Genomic DNA, 18254 nt, shown 5'->3' with positions numbered 1-18254 from the left:
GAGCGCGGGCCCGTCCGGTACGAGTCGTGCCCACCCCCAGCACGCCGGCACCCAGGCCGGTGTGCCGATGAAACGCGCCCGAAAACGGAGTGATGCATGTCTGTGGAAACCTCCCCGGCGCCGGCAGCCACGCTGCGGGTGATCCGCCGGGACGGCGAGGCGTCGCCGTTCGACGCGAGCCGGATCTCCGTCGCGCTGACCAAGGCCTTCCTCGCGGCCGAGGGCGACGGGGCCGCCGCGTCGTCGCGGATCCACCACGTCGTGGCCGAGCTGACCGCGCAGGTCGAGGCCTCGCTGCGCCGCCACGCCACCGGTGACGCCGTGCACCTGGAGCAGATCCAGGACCTGGTGGAGCTGGCGCTGATGCGCGGTGGCCACCACAAGGTCGCCCGCGCCTACGTGCTCTACCGCGAGGAGCACGCCAAGGCCCGCGAAACCACGCCGCCACCAGCGGCGATCCGGGTCACGCACCCGGACGGCGAGCTGCGCCCGCTGGACCGCGAGCGCATCGCCCGCGTCGTCGGCGAGGCGGTCGCCGGGATCGCCGATGTCGCGGCCGAGCCGGTGCTGGCCGAGGCCGAGCGCAACCTCTACGACGGAATCAGCGCCGACGAGCTGGCCCTGGCGCTGATCATGGCCGCCCGCACCCTGGTCGAGCGGGAGCCGAACTACTCGGCCGTCACCGCCCGCCTGCTGCTGGACAAGCTGCGCGGCGAGGCGCTCAGCCACCTCGCGGGCGAGCCGCGCCAGGCCTCGCAGGCCGAGCTGGACTACCCCGCCTACTTCCGCGACTACCTGCGCCACGCGATCGAGCTGGAGCTGGTGGACCCGGAGCTGGCCCGCTTCGACCTGGACACGGTCACCGCCGCGATCCGCCCGGAGCGCGACCTGGACTTCGGCTTCCTCGGGCTGCAGACCCTCTACGACCGGTACTTCCTGCACGAGCAAGGCACCCGGTTCGAGCTGCCGCAGGCGTTCTTCCTGCGGGTGGCGATGGGCCTGGCCCTGCGTGAGGACGACCGCGAGGCCCGTGCCGTCGAGTTCTACGACCTGCTGTCCAGCTTCGACTTCATGGCCTCCACGCCGACGCTGTTCAACTCCGGCACCACCCGGGCGCAGCTGTCGTCGTGCTTCCTCACCACGGTCGAGGACAGCCTGGACGCGATCTTCCAGTCCTACAAGAACAACGCGCTGCTGGCGAAGTACTCCGGCGGGCTGGGCAACGACTGGACCCCGGTGCGCGGCCTCGGCGCCCACATCAAGGGCACCAACGGCACCTCCCAGGGCGTGGTGCCGTTCCTGAAGATCGCCAACGACACTGCGGTGGCGGTCAACCAGGGCGGGAAGCGCAAGGGCGCGGCGTGCGCGTACCTGGAGACCTGGCACATCGACGTCGAGGAGTTCCTCGACCTGCGCAAGAACACCGGCGACGACCGGCGCCGCACCCACGACATGAACACCGCCAACTGGGTGCCCGACGAGTTCCTGCGCCGCGTCGAGGCCGACGCGCAGTGGACGCTGTTCTCCCCCGACGAGACCCCGGACCTGCACGACCTCTACGGCAACGCGTTCGCCCAGCGCTACCGCGAGTACGAGGCCGCGGCCGATCGCGGCGAGATCCGGGTGTTCCGCCGGGTGCGGGCGGTCGAGCTGTGGCGGCGGATGCTGACCATGCTGTTCGAGACCGGGCACCCGTGGATCACCTTCAAGGACCCGTGCAACCTGCGCTCGCCGCAGCAGCACGCGGGCGTGGTGCACTCGTCCAACCTGTGCACCGAGATCACGCTGAACACCAGCGCCGACGAGGTCGCCGTGTGCAACCTCGGCTCGGTCAACCTGGCCCGGCACGTCACCGCCGACGGTCTGGACACCGCGAAGCTGGAGCGCACGGTGCGTACCGCGGTGCGGATGCTGGACAACGTCGTGGACATCAACTTCTACACGATCCCGGAGGCCCGCCGGTCCAACCTGCGGCACCGCCCGGTCGGGTTGGGGCTGATGGGCTACCAGGACGCGTTGTTCACGCTCGGCCTGCCGGTGGACAGCCCGGAGGCGGTGGAGTTCGCCGACCGCAGCATGGAGCACCTGAGCTACCACGCGATCGCCGCGTCCGCGCAGCTCGCCCGGGAGCGGGGCGCCTACGAGACGTTCGAGGGCTCGCTGTGGAGCCAGGGCGTGCTGCCGCTGGACTCGCTGCGGCTGCTGGCCGAGGCGCGCCAGGGTGACGCGCTGGACGTCGACTCGTCGTCCACTCTGGACTGGGACGCGCTGCGTGCGGTGGTGCGCGGCGGGATGCGCAACTCCAACGTGATGGCGATCGCGCCGACCGCGACGATCTCCAACATCTGCGGGGTCGGGCAGTCGATCGAGCCGCTGTTCCAGAACCTCTACGTCAAGTCGAACATGTCCGGCGACTTCACCGTGGTCAACCCGCACCTGGTCGCGGCGCTGAAGGAGCGCGGCCTGTGGGACGAGGCGATGGTGGCGGACCTGAAGTACTTCGACGGCAGCCTCGCGCAGATCGACCGGGTGCCGGCCGACCTGAAGCGGCTGTACGCGACCGCGTTCGAGATCGACAGCCGCTGGCTGGTGGACGCGGCGTCGCGCCGGCAGAAGTGGATCGACCAGGCCCAGTCGCTCAACCTCTACATCGCCGCGCCGAGCGGCCGCAAGCTCGACGAGCTGTACCGGTACGCCTGGCACAAGGGCCTGAAGACGACCTACTACCTGCGTGCCAAGGCCGCCACGAGCGTGGAGAAGAGCACCTTGCGTGGCACCGACGGCAAGCTCAACGCGGTGCCCGCCGCGGTTCCGGCTGCCGTGCCCGCTGCCGTGCCGGAGCCCGAGTTCGCCGCGTGCCGGATCGACGACCCCGATTGCGAGGCCTGCCAGTGAGCACCGTGGAAACCGACGCGACCGGGCTGGGCGCGATCAGCCGCGGCGCGGACCGGGTCAGCGTCGACGACAAGGCGATGATCAACGCCCGCGCCGACGTCAACCAGCTGCTGCCGCTGAAGTACCACTGGGCGTGGGAGAAGTACCTGGCCGGCTGCACGAACCACTGGATGCCGACCGAGGTGGCGATGCAGGCCGACATCGCGCTGTGGAAGTCGCCGGACGGGCTGACCGAGGACGAGCGGCGCATGGTCAAGCGCAACCTCGGGTTCTTCGCCACGGCCGAGTCGCTGGTGGCGAACAACCTGGTGCTGGCGGTGTACCGGCAGATCACCAACCCGGAGTGCCGCCAGTACCTGCTGCGCCAGGCGTTCGAGGAGGCCGTGCACACGCACACGTTCCAGTACATCTGCGAGAGCCTCGGCCTGGACGAGGGCGAGCTGTTCAACGCCTACCGCGAGGTCCCGTCGATCACCGACAAGGACGCGTGGGCGCTGAAGTACACGCGGAACCTGGAGAACCCGGACTTCGCGACCGGCACGGCGGCCGCCGACCAGGACTTCCTGCGTGACCTGGTGGCGTTCTACGTGGTGTTCGAGGGCATGTGGTTCTACACCGGGTTCGCGCAGATCCTGTCGCTGGGGCGGCGCAACAAGATGGTGGGGATCGCCGAGCAGTTCCAGTACATCCTGCGCGACGAGTCGATCCACCTGAACTTCGGCATCGACTGCATCAACCAGATCAAGATCGAGAACCCGCACCTGTGGTCGCCGGAGTTCCAGGCCGAGGTGCGGCAGATGCTGACCGAGGCGTGCGAGCTGGAGGTCGCCTACGCGCGGGACACGATGCCGCGCGGGATGCTCGGGCTGTCGGCGGCGCTGTGCGAGCAGTACCTGCGCTTCATCACCGACCGGCGCGCCCAGCAGCTCGGGCTGGCCCCGATCTTCGGCGAGAACGAGAACCCGTTCCCGTGGATGTCGGAGGCGATGGACCTGCGCAAGGAGAAGAACTTCTTCGAGACGCGGGTGACCGAGTACCAGACGGGCGGGTCGCTCGCCTGGGACTGAGCGCTCGCTAAATTTCACCCTTGCCGGGAGAGGGGGTGGTGCGGGACGGTGTGATCACACGTGTTGTCGCAAGGAGGCGCGATCGTGACCAGTGCCGTCGTCAGGGCATTCCGGGAACGTGTTCCACCCCTGACCGCCATCCCCCTCCCCCGGGCCGTCGACCGCCGCCTGATGGACCAGCGGTGGCCGGTGCGGGAGCTCGCCACGCCACCCGCGGGCAGCGGGCTGTCCCCGATCGTGGGTGACGCGGGCGCGCCGATCATCGGGCACGCCATCGAGTCGATGCGGTTCGGGCTGGACTTCGCGCTGCACCGCTTCGAAAAGTACGGGCCGGTGTCGTGGATGGGGGCGTTCGGGCAGCGGATCGTCGTGCTGGCCGGCCCGGACGCCACCCAGACCGCGCTGGTGAACAAGGACAAGGCGTTCTCGCAGGAGGGCTGGCAGTTCTTCATCGAGCGGTTCTTCCACCGCGGGCTGATGCTGCTGGACTTCGAGGAACACCACCTGCACCGGCGGATCATGCAGGAGGCGTTCACGCGGGACAAGCTCGCCGGCTACATGCGGCAGGCGGCGCCGGTGCTGCGCTCCGGTGTGGCAGCCTGGGCGGGCGCCGAGCGGCCACGGTTGTACTGGCTGCTGAAGCGGCTCACGCTGGATGTGGCGTCGCGGGTGTTCATGGACATGCCGCCGGGCGCGGACGCCGACGCGATCAACCGGGCGTTCGTGGGCACGGTCCGGGCGGCGACGGCGCTGGTGCGGGTGCCGGTGCCGGGCGGCCGGTGGGCGGCGGGCCTGCACGGGCGGCGGGTGCTGGAGCGGTACTTCGCGGAGAAGCTGCCGTCGAAGCGGCGCAGCGAGGGCGCGGACCTGTTCTCGGCGCTGTGCCACGCGCGCGGCGACGACGGGGCCGAGTTCACCGACGACGACGTCGTGAACCACATGATCTTCCTGATGATGGCGGCCCACGACACGGCGACGATCACCAGCTCCGCGGTGGCCTACCACCTGGCGAAGCACCCTTCGTGGCAGGAACGGGCGCGGGAGGAGTCCCTGGCGCTGGGTGACGAGCTGCCGGACCTCGAGGCGCTGGAGTCGTTGAAGACGCTGGACCTGGTGATCAAGGAGGCGCTGCGGCTGACCGCGCCGGTGCCGTCACTGCCGCGCAAGACGGTGAAGGACACGGAGGTGCTGGGCCACTACATCCCGGCCGGCACGATGTGCAGCGTCTCGCCGAACACCAACCACTACTCGCCGGACCACTGGACGAACCCGCGGGCGTTCGACCCCGAGCGGTTCGCGGAGGGCAGGCGGGAGGACAAGTCGCACCGGTTCGCGTGGATGCCCTTCGGCGGCGGGGCGCACAAGTGCATCGGGATGCACTTCGGGAACAACGAGGTGAAGCTCCTGATGCACGAAATGCTGCGCACGTACCGCTGGTCGGTGCCCGAGGGATACCGCATCAAGTGGGACTACGTGTCGCTGCCGGTGCCGGTGGACGGCCTGACGGTGCGGTTGCAGCGCCTGCGGTGAGCGATGGGCGCGCGGCCGCCACCGGCTGCGCGCCCGCAGTCGGCCTGCGGCGTTGGCTGCCCGCCGGCCGACGATCACGCCGACGCGGCGGCAACTGCCCTTGCACCCTGGATCAAGCTCTACAACACTGAACGCCGCCACAGCGCACTCGGAGGCAAGCCGCCCCTTAGCCGGCCGCTACCAACCTGATGGCCGGGTACATCTAGCGGGTGCGCGCCCGCAGCACTTCCAGCGCCTTGTCGGCGTGCACGGACATCCTCAGTTCGCTCTTGACGACTTCCAGCAGGCGCCGGTCGGTGTCGATGACGAACGTGTGCCGCTTCGTCAGCAGCGGGCCGAACGACCGCCGCACGCCGAACTTCCTCGCGACCTCTCCCTCGGCGTCCGACAGGAGCGGGTAGTCGAACCCGTGCCGCGCGCTGAACTCCTGCTGCCGAGCCACCGGGTCCGGGCTGATCCCCACTCGCTGCGCCCCGACCTCGGCGAACTCCTTCGCCAGGTCCCGGAAGTGGCAGCTCTCCGCGGTGCAGCCGGGCGTCAACGCCGCCGGGTAGAAGAACAACACCACCGGCCCGGCCGACAGGAACCCGCTCAGCGACCGCGGTTCGCCCCGCTCGTCCGGCAGCGTGAAGTCCGGGACGACGTCCCCCGGCTTCACCCGGTCACCGCCGCACCGGTGTGCTGCTCGATGAGCTGGTCCACCTCGTCGCCGGTCGCGGTGTCGGCCACGAACGGTCCGCGGGCCGCGATCACGCCGTGCCGCCGCAGCCGTTCGGCCTGCTCGTGGCTGCGCACACCCTCCGCGCCGATCCGCAACTTCAGCTCACGCGCCCGCGTCACCAGCTGGTCCAGGTGCCGCGCCGCGACCTCCGGCTCGCCGTCGGCGAGCGCGTCGACGACCGGCCCGGACAGGATCACGTGCTGCACCGACAGCTGGTGCCGCGGGATCAGCTCCAGATCGGCCGAGCCCTGCACCGTGAGCACCAGCTTCGCGCCGAGGTCGGCCAGCACGGTGAGCGAGTCGAGCACCTCGCCGCGCGGGTCCAGGATCGACGAGCTGTCCGTGCACAACCGCAGCGCCCTGGCCGGCAGCTCGTTGCGGTCCAGCTGCTCCTTGACCAGCGCCACCAGGTCCGGCTCGATCGCGAGCCGGTTCGGCAGGCGGATGCATACGTCCGGCGCGGCCTCGCCGTAGCGTTCGCGCCAGCGCGCGGTCGCCCGCAGCGACTCGGTCAGCAGCCACTTGCCGAGCGGGATCGTCATGCCGGTCGTCTCGGCCAGCGGGAAGAACTCCTCGGCGGGCAGCTCACCCAGCTCCGGGTGGTGCCAGCGCAGCCCGGCGTTGACCGCGGCGATCTCGTCGGGCTTGGCCAGCTTGACGGTGGGCTGGTAGATCAGCTCGAACTGCCCGTTCTCCAGCGCGCCGGCGATCTCCGCGCCGAGCCGGTAGCGGGCGCGGTCACGCGCGTCGAGCTCCGGGTCGAACAGCATCCACTGCGCCTTGCCTGCCTCCTTGGCGCGGTGCAGCGCGATCTCCGCCGCGCGCTCGATGTCCTCGACACCGCCGTCCCGCACGTCGCGCACCACGATCCCGGCGCTCGCGCTCACCCCGACGCCGTGCTCGCCGATGTAGATCGGCTCGGCGAGGTCCTCCAGCGCGGTCTCGACGAGACTGATCACTCCCGACGTGGTCAGCTCCCCGCGCAGCAGCACCGCGAACCCGTCCCCGGACAGGCGCGCCACCAGCGCGTCGTGGCCGGTGAACGCTTCCTTGAGCTTGTTCGCCACGCCACGCAGCACCGCGTCGCCGACACCGGCGCCGAGCCCGTCGTTGACCACCTTGAACCCGTCGAGGTCCAGGTAGATCAACGCCACCTGACCGCGCGCCGACGAACCGAGCGCGGACTCCAGCAGCGTGCGGAAGCGGGACGCGTTGGACAGGCCGGTGAGCGAGTCGTGGATGCTCTGGTGCCGCAACGTTTCCTGGAGCGTGTGGACCTCGTTGGCGTCGGAGGCCATCAGCACCGGGAAGAGGGTGCCGGGCCGGTCGCCGGGCAGGCGGGTGAGCACGATGTCGGCCCACACGCCGGCGTCGTCGGCGTGGCCGAGGCGAACCCGGTCGGTGAACTCGTCCAGGTCGGTCTCGGCGAGCTCGGCCAGACCGGCGGCCAGCTTCTCGCGGTCGCGGTCGTCGAAGCCCAGCTCGGTGAGGCGGCGGCCGCGCAGGCGGTCCGGCTTGTGCCCGAGGAACTTGCCGAGCTCCTTGTTGACCTCGACGATCCGGCCGTCCGGGTCGGCCATCGCGATGCCGACGGGAGCGGTGCTGTAGAGCGTGGTGAAGCGGCGCATGGCGGCGTCGCGAGCCGCTTCGGCCTCGGCGACCGCGGTGCGCGCGAAGTCGTGCAGGAGCTGCGCGAGCTCGTCCGGGGGAAGTGATACTCCGTCCGTGTCAGCCAACCGCGCGGCCCAGCGCCGGGCCACGTCCGCCAACCCTGGTGCGGCACCAGGTTCCGACACGCTCCACCTCTTCCGGAGAACGACAAGGGCCAGGTCAGGCCCGGTCCGGGCGCCGACAAGCCCACCCCGGGCCGGATCCGCCCCGAAGTCATGCCACGCCATCACGCCCGGACAGACTTGTCTACCGGCCGAACGTGTGATGATCAGTGTAGATGTCGTCACTGCTCGTGTTTTTTCGGCTACCGCGTCCCGGCGCGGTCCCCATTTCTGCTCCACCGCCCGCGACGCCCGGCCGCAGGCAGGGCAACTCCCCGTGGCGGTCAGCCCCGCATCCACCCGCCGCCGCGCGGGGTGCCGCCCGGCGATGATCCCCCGGGCGCGGTCTTCCGCCACACCGCGACCCGCCCAGCGGTAGTCAACCCCGCGCGGGCCGCCACCCAGCGACGCCGCCCCCGGGCAGCCTTCCTCCACACCATGCCCCGCCCAGCGGCGGTCAGCCCCGCACCCACCCGCCGCCGCCGCGGGGCCGCCCAGCGACGATCACCAGGCTCCCGCCGTCCGCCACACGCACGCGCCCCCGTGGGTGGTCAACCCCGCGCGGGCCGCCACCCAGCGACGGCCCCGGGCAGCCTTCCTCCACACCATGCCCCACTCCGGCGGTCAGCCCCGCACCCACCCGCCGCCGCGCGGGGCGCCGCCCAGCGACGATCCCCCGGGCGCGACCTTCCGCCACACCGCGACCCGCCCCGTGGCGGCCGTTCCGCCGGGGAGGCGGGTGGGGCGCTCGTCGAGCCGGGTGAAGCCGAGCCGGGCGGGCACGGCGCCGCTGCGGTGGTTGGCGACGTCGTGCACGATCTCCACCCGGTTGGCGCCGACCCGGAACGCCTCGTCGGTCAGCAGGCGCGCCGCGCGGGTGGCCCAGCCCCGGCCCGTGTAGGCCTTGGCCAGCCAGTAGCCCACTTCGAGCCCGCCGCGGCCGATGCGCGCCATCAGCCCGCAACTGCCGGCGACCGCCCCGTCCGGCGCGACGATCGCGTAGTCGAAGGTCTCCGCCGCGAGCCAGCTTTCCCGGGTCAGCGTCAGGAACTCCCGCGCGTCGCGCTCGGTGTAGCCGTCCACCGCCCACGGCATCCAGGGCGCGAGGTGGTCCAGGGACTCGTTGACCAGGCGGTGGAGGAGCTCGGCGTCGCCGGCCCACCACCGGCGCAGCAGGATCACCCCGTCCGAGAGGGTCTCCGCAGGGATCTGCATCCCCCGATCATCCTCGCCAGGGTCGTGGCCCGCACGGGACTTTTCCGGTATGCACGACGCATGCTGGAGTTCTTCCGGGCGATCCTGGACGCCGTCCTCGCGATCACGCCCAAGGCGCTGACCGCCCGCAAGGACGCCAAGCTGAACGCGCTCGGCGCCGAACTGTTCGTGCTCTACCTGCGTGCGCACCGCATCGCCGACAACGGCGACTACCTGCTGGGGTTCCTGGAAAACACCGCCACGATGAGCGAGGAAGACGTCCGCGCGCAGACGTCCTGGGTGCGCCGCCTGCACGCCGCCGCCCGGCAGCAGGCGGCGGACCTGCGTGGCCTGAACTCCGAGATGACCCGTCTCGGCGGCTGTCTCGCCGCCCTCGACCCGCAGGCGTACGGACGGCTCAAGAACGGGATGTGGGAGAAGTTCAGCCGCATCGACCACCTGCGGATGGTCCTCGCCGGCCCGGCGCTGCCCGATCCGCGCGCGCTCGGGCTCTTCCCCGGCCCGGACCCGGTCACCGATCCCGTCGGGCGGCTGGCCGGCCTGATGGCCCGGCCGGACCGACCGCTGGAATCGCCCGGCACGCTGGACCTGCGGGACCCGCTGACGCCGCGGGCGCGCGCCGAGATCGCCCGCTACCTGGCCGAGCACCGGCCCCGCGAGCAGCTGGAGGAGATCCGGGCCCAGCTGAAGATCCTGCACGAGGCGCTGGAGCGCACCTTCACGCTGAGCGACATCCTGGTGAGCCTGTCGGCCGCCGGGAAAGCCGATCCCGGCGGCTTCCTGCGCGACTAGGTCATGATCGCGCTGTCGGGCACCACCGTGTCGTTGCGCAGCGCGTCCCACAGCTGCTTCGACTTGGTCTTGTCCCAGTGCTCGGCCGAGCCGGACGTGACCGGCACCGTCGTGGACAGCACGCCGTCCGAGGAGATGCCCCGCATCGCCCACGCCAGCCCGACCAGGTTGTGCAGGTGGTCGCCCTCGTCCATGGTCAGCGCGTCCGGCGCGGCGCCCAGCAGCGGGAACACGTCGAACGGGTTGAGCAGGGTGCCGGGGCTGGCGATCTGGCTGACCAGCGCGCCGATGAACTTGCGCTGGTTCTCCACCCGGTCCAGGTCCGACCGCGGGGTCGCGTCGCTGTGCCGCATCCGGACGAACCCGAGCGCGTGCGCGCCGTCGAGTTCCTGGCACCCGGCCGGGATCGTGATGCCGGTGACGGTGTCGTGCATCTCCTTGTCGACGCACATGTCGACGCCGCCGATCGCGTCGACGATGTTGGCGAACCCGCCGAACCCGATCTCGGCGTAGTGGTCGATGCGCAGCCCGGTGGCCTGCTCGACGGTCTTGACCAGCAGCGGCGCGCCGCCGATCGAGAACGCCGCGTTGATCTTGCTGGTGCCGTGGCCGGGGATGGCGACCTCGGAGTCGCGCGGCAGGCTGACCAGCGTCGGCTTGGTGTCGTTGTCCGGCAGGTGCGCGATCATCATCGTGTCGGTGCGCTGACCGCCGCCGGCGGCCTCGACGTCGCCGGTGACCAGCCGCTGCTCGTCCTCGGCGGTGAGGCCTTCGCGGCTGTCCGAGCCGACGATGAGCCAGTTGGTGCCCTCGCCCGCGGCGGGGCGGCCCTCGTAGTCCTCCAGCGCGGCGACCCGGTTGATCGAGAACTCCAGGTACACCCACACGCCGGCGAGGAACAGCACGAACACCGACAGCAGGGTGAGCAGCACCTTGCCGGGGCCGAACCGGCGGCGTGGACGGCGCGCGGCGGGCGGCGGGGGCGGCGGGACGTCGCCGCGGGAGGGCATGGCCCGCGTCGGCGGCGGTCCGGGGCGGCGCGGCGGTGGCTGGCGGTAGGCGCCCTCGCGGCCGGGCAACGGCATCATCTGCGCGGGCTGGTGCTGTCGCGGGCCGCGCGGCGGCACGCGCGGCGGATAGCCACCCTGGTTCGTCACGCCATCACCGTTCCCCGATCGACCGGCCCTAGGACGCCCCTAGTGAACCGCAAACGTCATCGATCAGGACGTGCAGCACCCCGAAAGGGTTGCGCAGTGCTACCCGGGCAGGCGAAGCCGCTGGTCGGGGCGCACCGACCAGGCCGTGAGCGGGGCCACACCGGCGGCGTCCAGGGCGAACTCGCGGGCCAGCCGGTTCCACACCCCCGGCCGGTACAGCATGGCGTGCCCCTCGGACATGACCTCGATCCGCACCACACGCCGCGCGACCGCCTGGGCGCGCTCCGCGTAGGCGAAGGACTCCGCGGGCCGGGTGATGCGGTCACGCGTGCCGTGGGCGATGACGACCGTCTTGCCCGTCACCGGTTCGACCGGCTCGCCGATCGGCGTCCACGGGGCCAGCGCCAGCACCGACCGCACTTCCGGCTCGTCGGCGATCCGCAACGCGACGCGGCCGCCCATCGAGTGCCCGGCGAGGAACACCGGCACGTCCGGCCGCTCGGCCCGGATCCGCCGCAGCGCCCACCGCGCGTCGGCCACCGGGTGCAGGTCGGGGTCGTTCCACCCGCGCACGCGGTTGCGCAGCAGCCGCACCTCCACCCCGTGCGGCGCCCCGGCCCGCAGGATCTGCCGCGCCAGCGGCACCATCCGCAGGTAGGCCGGCCCCCACGGCCGCACCACGTTGAGGCCGTTCTCGGCGCCCCCGTGCAGGACGAGCACGACCGCCCGCACCGGTCCGCGGGCGCGCCAGGTCGTCAGCACCGGATCGCTCACACCAGGTGCCAACACCGCGCCCGGGGCGATTCTTCCGCCGACCACCCGCACGGGGTGGTCCGCCGCCTAGGGTCGGGCGCATGATCAACGATCTGGTCGCCGGCGCGCTGCAGCAGGCCGGCGAACGCAACCGCAGGGAGATCGAGCGGGCCGCCGCGCTGGTGCTGGGCGCGGTGCGGGCGGATGCGCTGGTGTTCACCGCCGGCGCCGGGCACTCGCTGGCGTCGGTCGCCGAGACGTTCTACCGCGCGGGCGGCCTGGCCTGCGTGTACCCGCTGTACCACCCGGACCTGCTGCCGCTGCACGGCGCCGCGGCCAGCACGGCGGCCGAGCGGCGGTCCGGCCTGGCCGCGGAGGTGCTGGCCGAGCGCGCGCCCGGGCGGGACGACGTGGTGTTCGTGTTCTCCAACTCGGGCGTCAACCCCTACCCGGTTGAGCTGGCCGAGGCCGCCCGCGCGGCGGGCGCGCCGGTGGTGGCGGTGACCTCGCGGGCGTCGGTCGAGGCGGCGCCGCGCCGCTCGCACAGCACGCTGCTGGAGCAGGCCGACGTCGTGCTCGACACCGGCGTCCGGCCGGGCGACGCCGCCTTCCCCGCGGACGACCCGCGCACGGTGGCGCTGTCCTCGCTGCTCAACGTGTTCCTGTGGAACGAGGTGCTGGCGCACGTCTTCGACAGCGCCCGGCGGGAGGGCGTCGAGGTGCCGCTGTGGCGCAGCTCGAACGTCGAGGGCGGCGACGCGGCCAACGCCGCGCTGCTGGACCACTACCGCCCGCGGGTGCCCGCCCTCCGCTAAGCCGCCGCGGCGGGCTCCTCGGCGAACTGGGTGTGGTAGAGGTCGGCGTAGCGGCCGTTCGCGGCGAGCAGCTCCTCGTGGGTGCCGCGTTCGACGATGCGCCCGGCCTCGACCACCAGGATCTGGTCGGCCGCCCGCACGGTCGACAACCGGTGCGCGATGACCAGCGCGGTCCGGCCTTCCAGCGCGTGCGACAGGGCCTCGCTGACCGCCGCCTCGGACTCCGAGTCCAGGTGCGCGGTCGCCTCGTCCAGCACGATCACCCTGGGGTGCGCCAGCAGGAGCCGGGCGATGGTCAGCCGCTGCCGTTCACCGCCGGAGAGCCGGTAGCCACGCTCCCCCACCAGCGTGTCCAGCCCGTCGGGCAGGCTGCGGACCAGCTCGGCGAGCCGCGCCCGCTCCAGCGCGTCCCAGATCTCCTCCTCCGCGACACCCGGCCGCGCGTACTCCAGGTTGGCGCGGATGGTGTCGTGGAACAGGTGCCCGTCCTGGGTGACCACGCCGACGGTGTCCCGGATCGCGGCGAAGGCCAGGTCGCGGACGTCCACATCGGACAGCCGGATGGCGCCGGAGTCGACGTCGTAGAGGCGCGGCAGCAGCGACGCGATAGTCGACTTGCCCGCTCCGGACGAGCCGACCAGCGCGACCATCTGCCCCGGTTCGGCACGGAAGCTGATCCCGTGCAGGACCTCCTCGCCGCCACGTGTGTCCAGTGTGGACACCTCCTCCAGCGAGGCGAGCGAGTACTTGTCGGCGGCCGGGTAGGCGAAGCGGACGTCGTCGAACTCGACCGACACGCCACCCTCCGGCACGGCGCGGGCGTCCGGCTTCTCGGTGATCATCGGATCCAGGTCGAGCACCTCGAAGACCCGCTCGAACGACACCAGCGCGGTCATCACGTCCACGCGGACGTTGGCCAGCGCGGTCAGCGGGCTGTAGAGCCTGGTCAGCAGCAGCGCGAGGGCGACGACGGTGCCCGGGGCGAGCTGGCCACGGATCGCCAGCCAGCCGCCGAGCCCGTAGACCAGGGCCGTCGCGAGGGCCGAGACCAGGGTGAGGCTGGTCATGAACCAGCGGGTCAGCATCGCGGTCCGCACGCCGATGTCCCGCACCCGGCCGGCACGGGCGCCGAAGTCCTCGACCTCCCGCTTCGGCCGCCCGAACAGCTTCACCAGCGTCGCGCCCGGCGCGGAGAACCGCTCGGTCATCTGGGTGGTCATCCCGGCGTTGAGCTGGGCCGACTCGCGCTGCAGGTCGGCCATCCGGCGGCCGATGCGGCGCGCGGGGAGCACGAACACCGGCAGCAGCACCAGCGCCAGCAGCGTCACCTGCCAGGACAGGGTGACCATGACCGCGAGCGAGAGCACCAGCTGGATCACGTTGGTGACCAGGCCGGACAGGGTCGCGGTGAAGGTGCGCTGCGCGCCGATCACGTCGTTGTTCAGGCGGCTGACCAGCGCGCCGGTGCGGGTGCGGGTGAAGAACGCGATCGGCATGCGCTGCACGTGCTCGAACACCGCGCGGCGCAGGTCGTAGATCAGTCCCTCGCCGATGCGGGCGGACAGCCAGCGTTCGACGAGCCCGAACCCGGCGTCGGCGATCGCCAGCCCGGCCACGACGACGGCCAGCAGCACGACCAGGCCGGCGTCCTTGCCGCCGACGATCGTGTCGACGACCTTGCCCGCCAGCACGGGCGTGCTGACCGCGATCACCGCCGACACCACGGTCAGCGCCAGGAAGACCAGCAGGCTGCGCCAGTACGGGCGGGCGAAGCGCGCGACCCGCCGCACGGTTCCGGGCGCGAGGCCCTTCGGCGCGTTCGCCGCGCGCATCGCCGAACTCATCAACGACCAGGTGTTGTCCACGCCGCCCACCCTAAAAGTTCGACATTACTTGATGTCTACCCCGAAGACGCAGAGGTCAACGCGGAAGGTCACCAAAAGCTTCCCAGGCGTTGCCCGCGATTCCGCCCTCGGTAACCTTTGCCCATGGGGAGGGACGAAACCGGTGCGAGACCACCCGGCGGCCCGCGATGACCACTGAGCGCACCGAGGTGCGCCGGCCGGTCCCCGCCGCCGCCCTCGACCGCTGGCGGGCCCTGCTCGCCGCGCACCCGCTGACCGTCGACCTGGTCTTCTACCTCGGGTGCACCGTCTACGCAATCGCGCTGGCCCTCACCAACCAGTTCTACGGCTTCCGCATCTGGGGCTCGTGCGCCGCGTTCGGCTACGGCTTCGCCACCGCCCACACCGGCTGGCTGATCGCCACCCGCCGGCAGGGCGGGCTGCTGCGCTCCCGCTGGGTGGGGATCGCCGGCATCGGCGTGCTGTCGATGCTGCTGCCCCTGACGGTCCTGGTGGTCCGGCGGCTCACCGGCACCGACTGGCTGAACACGCCGTTCTCCTGGAGCGCCCAGCCCGAGGTGTGGGTGATCGAGCGGTCGGCGAGCCTGCTGCTGGACAACGGCACGCCGTACGTGGACGTCGAGGCGCTCACCCGCGCGCCGGAGGTCAACGACTACACGCCCTACGGCCCGGTCATGGCCGTGTTCGGGCTGCCCCGCGCCCTGTTCGGCGGGAGCCCGGTGGCCGACGCGCTCACCGACGCGCGGCTGGTGTTCGCCCTGACCGCGTGCGTGTGCGCGTGGCTGACGATCCGGCTGTCCCGGACGCCGCGGGTTCCGGTACGCGCGGCGCAGTTCGCGATGGCGTGCCCGCTCACCGCGCTGACCTGGGCGGTCGCCGGGCCGGACCTGGCGATCGTCGGTCTGATGCTCGTCGCCGCCGCGCTCGCGGCCCGGGACCGTCCGGCGGCGGGCGGGATCGTCCTCGCGCTGGTGATCAGCGCGAAGCTCATCGTCGCACCGGCCGCGGTGGTGCTGGCCGTGCTCGTCTTCGCCCGCCTGGGCGGCAGGGCCCTGGCGCGCTTCCTCACCACGACGGTGGTCGCGTGCGCGGTGCTCAACATCCCGGTGTTCCTGGTGAACCCGCGGGCCTTCGTGGAGCACGTGATCCGGTTCCCGGCCGGCCTGGGCCAGGTGACGTCACCGGCGGCGAGCCCGCTGCCGGGCTATCTCATCGCCAGTACCGGACCGGCCGGGAAAGTGGCCGCGTTCGTCCTGCTCGCGGGCGCCGCTGCCGCGATCCTCGTCTGGTTGCTGCGGCGTCCGCCCGTGGCGGGGTCGGACGCGTTGTGGCGCATCGCCGTCGGGCTGGGAGCGTTCACGCTCCTGACGCCCGCGACGCGCTTCGGGTACCTGGTGTACCCGTGCGTGCTCCTCGGTGCGATGTTGTGCTTCCGCCGCGCCGAGGCCGGAGGTGCCCGGCCTACTTCTTCTTAGCGCGCGTCGCCCCGCCGCGTCCGCGCAACTGCACACCGGATTCGGAAAGCACGCGGTGCACAAAGCCGTACGAGCGTCCGGTCGACTCGGCCAGGGCTCGAATGCTGGCACCCTTCTCGTATTTCTTCTTCAGGTCAGCGGCCAGCTTGTCACGCGTACTGCCGGTGATCCGCGCGCCCTTCTTCAGGTCAGCCACGTCGTTCCGCCTTCCACCAGATCGCGTTGGCAGGCCACAGTGGGCCTCGTCACGCAATGATCGAACACGAACCGGGAATTTGCCAGACGACGGGCGAAAAACCTGCCCAATGGCGGAAAAATTGCGCCATTCAAGGTGGTTGCCTAGTCCAACTAAGCAATCGAGCCTTTGTTTACCTCACGCCAACTGGACGAGTTCCAAGTAATCATCCGACCAGTGATCCTCCGTGCCGTCGGGCAACAGGATCACGCGTTCGGGCTCCAGCGCCTCGACCGCGCCCGGGTCGTGGGTGACCAGCACGACGGCGCCGGTGTAGCTGCGCAGGGCGTTGAGCACCTGTTCGCGGCTGGCCGGGTCGAGGTTGTTGGTCGGCTCGTCGAGCAGCAGCACGTTGGCGGCGCTGGACACCAGGCCCGCGAGCGCGAGCCGGGTCTTCTCGCCGCCGGAGAGGGTGCCTGCGGGTTGGTCGAGTTGCTCACCGGTGAACAGGAACGAGCCCAGCAGGTTCCGCAGCTCCTGCGCGCCGGTGTCGGGGGCGAGGTGGCGGATGTTCTCCCACACGCTGGCGTCGTGGTCCAGCGTCTCGTGTTCCTGCGCGTAGTAGCCGAGGCGCAGCCCGTGGCCGGCTTCGACGCTGCCGGTGTCGGGTTTCTCCATGCCGCCGAGCAGGCGCAGCAGGGTGGTCTTGCCCGCGCCGTTGAGGCCGAGCACGACGACCTTGGTGCCGCGGTCGATCGCGAGGTCGACGCCGGTGAAGATCTCCAGCGAGCCGTACGATTTGGACAGTCCCTCGGCGGTGAGCGGGGTGCGCCCGCACGGGGCCGGGGCCGGGAACTTGATGTGCGCGACCTTGTCGGCCTGGCGCTGGTCGTCCAGGCTCGCGAGCATCTGCTCGGCGCGGCGGGCCATGTTCTTCGCCGCGACGGCCTTGGTGGCCTTCGCGCCGAGTTTCGCGGCCTGGGCCTGCAGGGCGGCGGCCTTCTTCTCGGCGTTGGCCCGCTCGCGGCGGCGGCGCTTCTCGTCGGTCGCCCGCGCTTCCAGGTAGCGGTTCCAGGTCATGTTGTAGTTGTCCAGCTCGCCGCGGGTGGCGTCGAGGAACCAGACCTTGTTGACGACCTCGGCCAGCAGCTCGACGTCGTGACTGATCACCACGAGACCGCCCTCATGGCCCTTGAGGAAGCCGCGCAGCCAGTTGATCGAGTCGGCGTCGAGGTGGTTGGTCGGCTCGTCGAGCAGCAGGATGGTGTCCGAGCGGCCAGAAGCGCCCACGTCGGAGGCGGCGAACAGGATGCGCGCCAGCTCGACGCGGCGGCGCTGGCCGCCGGAGAGGGTGCGCAGCGGCTGGGCGAGGACGCGGTCGGCCAGGCCGAGGTTGGCGCAGATGCGGGCGGCTTCGCTCTCGGCGGCGTACCCGCCCAGCGAGGCGAAGCGCTCCTCGAGGCGGCCGTAGCGGCGGATCGCCTTGTCCCGTTCGGCGTCGTCGACCAGCTCGGACATGGCGGTCTGGGCCTTCTCCATGTCTCGCAGCAGGGCGTCGAGACCGCGGGCGGACAGGACGCGGTCCTTGGCCGTGACGGAGAGGTCGCCCTCGCGCGGGTCCTGGGGCAGGTAGCCGAGCTCGCTGCCGCGGCGCACCTCGCCCGCGTAGGGCTCCCCCTCGCCCGCGAGGACCTTCAGGGTGGTGGTCTTGCCGGCGCCGTTGCGCCCGACCAGGCCGATGCGATCGCCCGGCTGGATGCGCAGGGTGGTGTCGGAAAGCAGAATGCGCGACCCGGCGCGCAGTTCGAGGCCGGTGGCCGTGATCAAGAGAACTCCCGGATAGCGGGGGTGGACGGGTGGCATCGACGGGCCTGCCGGACAGGCGGCCCGGAGCTACTCCAACTGGACGTCCACGGAACCCAGTGTACGGATCACGGTCCACCGATTTTCCCCGCGGTGGCGGGACTCACCACGCCGCCAAGACAGCTGGGTGGTCATCCCGTCGCCTGACACGTGACGATC

The 18254-nt window shown here is 71.6% G+C and carries 14 protein-coding genes and 1 pseudogene; 7 read left to right on the top strand and 8 right to left on the bottom strand.

All coding sequences use genetic code 11. From position 1 onward, the window contains the following. Nucleotides 1-96: 96 nt before the first annotated feature. The 4 genes and pseudogenes from AMYTH_RS0101350 to AMYTH_RS51120 form a co-directional block, all read left to right on the top strand. Nucleotides 97-2895, top strand: coding sequence for a ribonucleoside-diphosphate reductase subunit alpha (locus AMYTH_RS0101350; RefSeq protein WP_027928782.1), 2799 nt, complete (start codon nt 97-99; stop codon nt 2893-2895). Then, nucleotides 2892-3962 carry a ribonucleotide-diphosphate reductase subunit beta gene (locus tag AMYTH_RS43365; RefSeq protein ID WP_084022472.1) on the top strand — a complete coding sequence of 357 codons (1071 nt, stop codon included), beginning with the start codon at nt 2892-2894 and terminating at the stop codon, nt 3960-3962. The genes AMYTH_RS0101350 and AMYTH_RS43365 overlap by 4 nt, the downstream gene beginning before the upstream one ends. An 84-nt stretch (nt 3963-4046) precedes the next feature. Continuing rightward, complete coding sequence (locus tag AMYTH_RS0101340) at nt 4047-5492, top strand: cytochrome P450 (RefSeq protein ID WP_027928781.1); 1446 nt, start codon at nt 4047-4049, stop codon at nt 5490-5492. Nucleotides 5493-5582: 90 nt separating this feature from the next. Beyond that, nucleotides 5583-5681, top strand: a pseudogene (locus AMYTH_RS51120) (integrase core domain-containing protein); the annotation flags it as partial. Nucleotides 5682-5694: 13 nt separating this feature from the next. On the opposite strand, the gene AMYTH_RS0101335 reads toward AMYTH_RS51120, so the two are convergent. From AMYTH_RS0101335 to AMYTH_RS0101325, 3 genes are all read right to left on the bottom strand, one after another. Beyond that, entirely contained in the window at nt 5695-6150 is a 456-nt protein-coding gene (locus tag AMYTH_RS0101335) for a peroxiredoxin (RefSeq protein ID WP_027928780.1), read from the bottom strand. Continuing rightward, on the bottom strand, nt 6147-7973 hold the full coding sequence (locus tag AMYTH_RS0101330) for an EAL domain-containing protein (protein ID WP_027928779.1): 1827 nt from the start codon (nt 7971-7973) through the stop codon (nt 6147-6149). Before AMYTH_RS0101330 ends, AMYTH_RS0101335 begins: the two co-directional genes overlap by 4 nt. A gap of 636 nt (nt 7974-8609) precedes the next feature. Next, nucleotides 8610-9200, bottom strand: coding sequence for a GNAT family N-acetyltransferase (locus AMYTH_RS0101325; protein WP_027928778.1), 591 nt, complete (start codon nt 9198-9200; stop codon nt 8610-8612). Nucleotides 9201-9260: 60 nt separating this feature from the next. On the opposite strand from AMYTH_RS0101325, the gene AMYTH_RS0101320 reads away from it, so the two are divergent. Then, nucleotides 9261-9992: a hypothetical protein gene (locus AMYTH_RS0101320; RefSeq protein ID WP_027928777.1), complete on the top strand. Its 732-nt coding sequence runs from the start codon at nt 9261-9263 to the stop codon at nt 9990-9992. On the opposite strand, the gene AMYTH_RS0101315 is transcribed toward AMYTH_RS0101320, so the two are convergent. Both AMYTH_RS0101315 and AMYTH_RS0101310 read right to left on the bottom strand, forming a co-directional pair. After that, nucleotides 9989-11149, bottom strand: a complete 1161-nt coding sequence (locus AMYTH_RS0101315) for an LCP family protein (RefSeq protein WP_027928776.1) — start codon at nt 11147-11149, stop codon at nt 9989-9991. The two genes, AMYTH_RS0101320 and AMYTH_RS0101315, sit on opposite strands and share 4 nt — an antisense overlap. 99 nt (nt 11150-11248) lie before the next feature. Next, nucleotides 11249-11923: an alpha/beta hydrolase gene (locus AMYTH_RS0101310; RefSeq protein WP_027928775.1), complete on the bottom strand. Its 675-nt coding sequence runs from the start codon at nt 11921-11923 to the stop codon at nt 11249-11251. 80 nt (nt 11924-12003) lie between these two features. Between AMYTH_RS0101310 and AMYTH_RS0101305 the strand changes: the two genes are divergently transcribed. Further along, nucleotides 12004-12717: a sugar isomerase domain-containing protein gene (locus AMYTH_RS0101305; protein ID WP_027928774.1), complete on the top strand. Its 714-nt coding sequence runs from the start codon at nt 12004-12006 to the stop codon at nt 12715-12717. On the opposite strand, the gene AMYTH_RS0101300 is transcribed toward AMYTH_RS0101305, so the two are convergent. Beyond that, entirely contained in the window at nt 12714-14582 is a 1869-nt protein-coding gene (locus AMYTH_RS0101300; protein WP_027928773.1) for an ABC transporter ATP-binding protein, read from the bottom strand. The two genes, AMYTH_RS0101305 and AMYTH_RS0101300, sit on opposite strands and share 4 nt — an antisense overlap. A gap of 167 nt (nt 14583-14749) precedes the next feature. Here AMYTH_RS0101300 and AMYTH_RS0101295 point away from each other — a divergent pair, with 167 nt between their 5' ends. After that, nucleotides 14750-16057, top strand: a complete 1308-nt coding sequence (locus AMYTH_RS0101295; protein ID WP_027928772.1) for a glycosyltransferase 87 family protein — start codon at nt 14750-14752, stop codon at nt 16055-16057. Here the strand turns inward: AMYTH_RS0101295 and AMYTH_RS47525 are convergent. Both AMYTH_RS47525 and AMYTH_RS0101290 read right to left on the bottom strand, forming a co-directional pair. Continuing rightward, the gene (locus tag AMYTH_RS47525) at nt 16044-16253 is read right to left on the bottom strand and encodes a helix-turn-helix domain-containing protein (RefSeq protein WP_017982988.1); all 210 of its coding nucleotides are present in this window, start codon (nt 16251-16253) and stop codon (nt 16044-16046) included. The genes AMYTH_RS0101295 and AMYTH_RS47525 overlap by 14 nt on opposite strands. A gap of 177 nt (nt 16254-16430) precedes the next feature. Further along, on the bottom strand, nt 16431-18059 hold the full coding sequence (locus AMYTH_RS0101290; RefSeq protein ID WP_027928771.1) for an ABC-F family ATP-binding cassette domain-containing protein: 1629 nt from the start codon (nt 18057-18059) through the stop codon (nt 16431-16433). Nucleotides 18060-18254 lie beyond the last annotated feature (195 nt).

The sequence above is a fragment of the Amycolatopsis thermoflava N1165 genome, from assembly GCF_000473265.1.
Classification (GTDB): domain Bacteria; phylum Actinomycetota; class Actinomycetes; order Mycobacteriales; family Pseudonocardiaceae; genus Amycolatopsis_E; species Amycolatopsis_E thermoflava.
This window is presented reverse-complemented; position numbering and strand designations above follow the sequence as displayed.